Origin of the sequence: Streptomyces triculaminicus, from assembly GCF_017349075.1 — a bacterium.
Taxonomy (GTDB): Bacteria; Actinomycetota; Actinomycetes; order Streptomycetales; family Streptomycetaceae; genus Streptomyces; species Streptomyces triculaminicus.
The window spans coordinates 923122-927586 of the sequence record NZ_JAFMOF010000004.1 but is presented as its reverse complement, the minus strand read 5'-3'; the positions used below and the strand labels follow the sequence as shown (position 1 = coordinate 927586).

General features: G+C 70.4%; 1 protein-coding gene and 5 pseudogenes. All 6 read left to right on the top strand.

Features of this window, described 5'->3' with window-relative positions; genetic code table 11:
• Positions 1 to 74 precede the first annotated feature (74 nt).
• A complete protein-coding gene (locus J1792_RS35500; RefSeq protein WP_207248500.1) occupies positions 75 to 1925 on the top strand; it encodes a type I polyketide synthase in 1851 nt (616 codons plus the stop codon).
• Positions 1856 to 2647 (top strand): annotated as a pseudogene (locus J1792_RS36185) (acyltransferase domain-containing protein); the annotation flags it as partial. The gene J1792_RS35500 and the pseudogene J1792_RS36185, both read left to right, overlap by 70 nt.
• 102 nt (positions 2648 to 2749) lie before the next feature.
• Positions 2750 to 3091, top strand: a pseudogene (locus J1792_RS36180) (polyketide synthase dehydratase domain-containing protein); the annotation flags it as partial.
• Positions 3083 to 3622 (top strand): annotated as a pseudogene (locus J1792_RS36175) (polyketide synthase dehydratase domain-containing protein); the annotation flags it as partial. The pseudogenes J1792_RS36180 and J1792_RS36175, both read left to right, overlap by 9 nt.
• A gap of 18 nt (positions 3623 to 3640) precedes the next feature.
• Positions 3641 to 4102: pseudogene (locus tag J1792_RS36170) on the top strand (SpnB-like Rossmann fold domain-containing protein); the annotation flags it as partial.
• Positions 4100 to 4465, top strand: a pseudogene (locus J1792_RS36165) (alcohol dehydrogenase catalytic domain-containing protein); the annotation flags it as partial. The pseudogenes J1792_RS36170 and J1792_RS36165, both read left to right, overlap by 3 nt.

Sequence of the window (4465 nt, the reverse complement as noted above, 5' to 3'; positions counted from 1 at the left end):
CCCGACGCAGCAGAAGGTTCCCGGTGAGCGACAGCCGAAAGAATGAAGACAAGCTCGTTGAGAACCTTCGCTGGGTGACCGGCGAACTCCGCCAAGCCAGGCAGCGCCTGCGCGAGGCGGAGGAGCGGGAGGCGGAGCCGATCGCGATCATCGGGATCGGCTGCCGCTTCCCCGGCGGAGTGCGCAGCGCGGACGCGCTGTGGCACCTCGTCTCCTCGGGCGTGGACACCGTCGCGGACTTCCCCGCCGACCGGGGCTGGGACCTGGGCACGCTCTTCGACGACGACCCGGACAAGCGCGGTACGTCCTACGGGCGCGAGGGCGCGTTCCTCGAGGACGCGGCCGAGTTCGACGCTGGCCTCTTCGACATCTCGCCGCGCGAGGCCCTCGCCATGGATCCGCAGCAGCGGCTGCTGCTGCAGACCTGCTGGGAGGCGTTCGAGCGCGCCGGGATCGATCCGACGTCGCTGCGCAGAAGCCGTACGGGAGTCTTCGCCGGCACCAACGGCCAGGACTACAGCACGCTGATGCTCGCCAACCCGGACGTCTCCGACGGCTACCTGGGAACCGGCAGCGCGGCCAGCGTGATGTCCGGACGCATCAGTTACGTCTTCGGCCTCGAAGGCCCCGCGGTGACCGTGGACACCGCGTGCTCGTCGTCGCTGGTCGCCCTGCACATGGCGATCCAGGCGCTGCGCCGGGGCGAGTGCTCCCTCGCGCTCGCCAGCGGCGCCACCGTGATGTCGACGCCCACGGCGTTCGTCGAGTTCAGCCGCCAGCGCGGCCTCGCCCCGGACGGGCGTTGCAAGGCGTTCGGCGCGGGCGCGGACGGGACCGGCTGGGGCGAGGGTGTCGGCGTGCTGCTCGTGGAGCGCCTGTCGGACGCCCGGCGCAACGGTCACGAGGTCCTGGCGGTCGTGCGGGGCTCCGCCGTCAACCAGGACGGCGCGTCCAACGGGCTCACCGCCCCCAACGGACCCTCCCAGGAACGCGTCATCCGCCAAGCGCTCGCCAATTCGGGCCTGACCACTGCCGACATCGACGCCGTCGAGGCGCATGGTACGGGTACGAAGCTGGGCGACCCGATCGAGGCGCAGGCGCTGCTCGCCACGTACGGTCAGGACCGCCCGGCCGACCGGCCGCTGTGGCTCGGCTCGGTCAAGTCCAACATCGGTCACACCCAGGCCGCCTCCGGTGTCGCCGGGATCATCAAGATGGTCATGGCCATGCGCCACGGCGTTCTGCCTCGCACCCTGCACGCCGACGAGCGGTCCCCGCTCATCGACTGGACGGCGGGCGCGGTCGAGGTGCTCACCGAGAGCCGCGCGTGGGAGGCCGACGGCCGCCCGCGCCGAGCAGGTGTGTCGTCGTTCGGTGTCAGCGGTACCAACGCGCACATCATTCTGGAGCAGGCCCCGGAGCCGACGGAGAGCACGGAGCCGGCGCAGTCCCCGGACGCCGAGCAGCCTGCTGCCGGCCCTCTGCTGCCGTACGTACCACTGCTGCTGTCCGCCCGGTCGGCGGCCAGCCTGCTCGGCCAGGCCGAGCGGCTGCACGACCTGCTGGAGACGGCCGACCAGGGGCAGCGGGGCCGCGAACTGGTCGACACCGCGCTGTCGTTGGTGACGACGCGGGCGGTGCTGGAGCACCGGGCGGTGGTGCTGTCCCCGGACCGTGAGACGGCTCTGGTTCGGCTGGCGGAGCTCGCCGGGGGTGGTTCCGGGGCAGGTGTGGTGACCGGTGCGATGGTGCCGGGGAAGACGGCGTTCTTGTTCACGGGGCAGGGGGCGCAGCGGGCCGGGATGGGCCGGGGCTGTATGGGGCGTTCCCGGTGTTCGCGGAGGCGTTGGATGCGGTGGCGGAGCGGCTGGATTCGCAGCTGGAGCGTCCGGTTCGGGAGGTTCTCTTCGGTGACGGGGAGCTGATCGACCAGACTGTCTACACGCAGGCGGCGCTTTTTGCGCTGGAAGTGGCCCTCTTCCGGCTGCTGGAGTCGTGGGGTGTCACGCCGGACTACCTGCTGGGGCACTCGATCGGTGAGTTGGCTGCCGCGCATGTGGCGGGTGTGTTGTCGCTGGATGATGCGTGTGCGTTGGTGGCGGCGCGGGGTCGGTTGATGCAGGCGTTGCCGTCCGGTGGGGCGATGCTTGCTGTCGAGGGTGTGGAGTCCGAGGTCGCGGAGGCCCTGGCCTCTTACGAAGACCGGGTGAGCATTGCTGCAGTCAATGGGCCGGCTTCGGTGGTGGTGTCCGGTGACGCGGATGTTGTCGCGGAGCTTGAGGCCGGGTGGCGTGAGCAGGGTCGTCGGGTCAAGCGGCTGACGGTCTCGCACGCTTTCCACTCGCCGCGTATGGATGCGATGCTCGATGAGTTCGCGGCTGTGGCAGGTGGGGTGACCTTCCACGCCCCGCGCATTCCGATCGTCTCCAATGTGACCGGGAAGCTCGCCGACCCGAAGGAGATCCGTACCCCCGGCTACTGGGTGCGCCACGTCCGCGACGCCGTCCGCTTCGCCGACGGCGTCGGCACCCTGCGTGCCAAGGGCGTCAGCCGCTTCCTGGAGCTGGGCCCGGACGGTGTGCTGTCCGCCATGGCTCAGCAGACGGCCACCGACGCGGCCGTCGCCGTTCCCGCCCTGCGAGGCGACCGCGACGAATCCGAGGCACTGGTCACCGCCCTCGCCCAGCTGCACACGCACGGTGCGCGGATCGACTGGGCCGCGCTGCTGCAGCCGTACGGCGGCAAGCGGGTGGACCTCCCCACCTACGCCTTCGACCTTCGGACGTACTGGCCCGACGTCCTTCCCACGACCGGCGACGTCACCGCCGCGGGACTCGGCGCCGCCGACCATCCACTGCTTGGAGCGGCGGTCACCCTGGCCTCCGGCGACGGCGTACTGCTCACCGGCCGCCTCGCCACGAGCACGCACCCCTGGCTGGCCGACCACACCGTGCACGGCCAGGTCGTCTTCCCGGGCACCGCGTTCGTCGAGCTCGCCCTGCACGCGGGCGAGCAGGCCGGTTGTCTCCGGCTCGACGAGCTGACCCTCGAAGCCCCCTTGGTCCTGCCCGGCAACGGCGCTGTGCACCTCCAGGTCGGCGTCGGCGCACCGCAGCACGATGGCACCCGCACGGTCGAGATCTACTCCCGCCCCGAATCCCGCACCGAGGGCGACGACGAGACCTGGGTACGACACGCCACCGGTCTCCTGACCTCCGACACCACAGCCCCGGCCGGGGCACCGGACGACCTGACCGCCTGGCCGCCCGCCGGCGGCGAGCCCGTCGACCTCACCGACTTCTACCCCCGAGCCGCGGAGGCGGGCTTCGGGTACGGCCCGGTGTTCCAGGGGCTCCGTGCCGCCTGGCGGGCAGGTGACGAGCTGTACGCAGAGGTCGAACTCCCCGAGAGCGTACGGCGCGACGCCGCCCTGTACGGACTGCACCCCGCTCTGCTGGACACTGCCCTGCACCCGACGGGGCTGCTGGGACGGGCGGGAGTGCCGTTCGCGTGGCAGGGAGTCTCCCTGTACGCGGTGGGGGCGACCGCGCTGCGGGTGCGGCTGTCGCGTTCCTCGGATGCGGGCCAGGACGGCTTCTCGCTGCTGCTGGCCGACGGCACGGGCACGCCGGTCGCGCGAGTGGACTCGCTCACGCTGCGGTCGGTGTCGGCGCAGCAGCTGGCTGCGAAGGCGGACGTCGATGGGTTGTATGGGGTGGAGTGGGCTCGGGTTGTGGTGCCCGAGAGCGCTGATTTTGCTGGGACTGTTGGGCTGTGCGCGCTGGGTGAGTTGGTGGGTGTGCCGGGTGGGGATGTGGCGGTGTGGTTGCCGTCGTTGTCGTCGTCTGGCGGGTTTGGTGAGTGTGTGGGTGGTGTTCTTGGGGTTGTTCAGTGGTGGTTGGGTCAGGAGTGTTTTGAGGGTTCGCGGTTGGTGTTGTTGTCGCGTGGTGCGGTGGATGTGGGTGATGGCCGTGCGGTGACGGATCTGGCTGCTGCTGGTGTGTGGGGTTTGGTGCGTTCGGCGCAGTCGGAGCATCCGGGGCGTCTGGTGCTGGTGGACGTTGACGGTGCGGAGCCTTCGGCGGAGCAGCTGGCTGCTGTGTTGAGTGTCGATGAGCCCCAGCTTGCGTTGCGTGATGGTGTGTTGTGGGCGCCGCGTTTGGCGAGGGCGTCCTCGCTTTCGGTGCTGGCTCTTCCGGACAGCGAGCAGCAGTGGCGTTTGGAGGGTTCTGGCCGGGGTGCTTTGGAGGATGTTGCGCCGGTTGCGGTGACGCTTTCTGCGCTGGCGCCTGGTGAGGTGCGGGTCGGTGTGCGTGTGACGGGAGTGAACTTCCGTGACGTGCTGATTGCGCTTGGCTCGTATCCGGATGCCACTGCGTTGATGGGTTCTGAGGGTGCGGGTGTGGTCCTCGAGGTCGGTCCCGGTGTCGAGGGATTGGCGGTCGGGGACCGGGTCTTCGGTCTC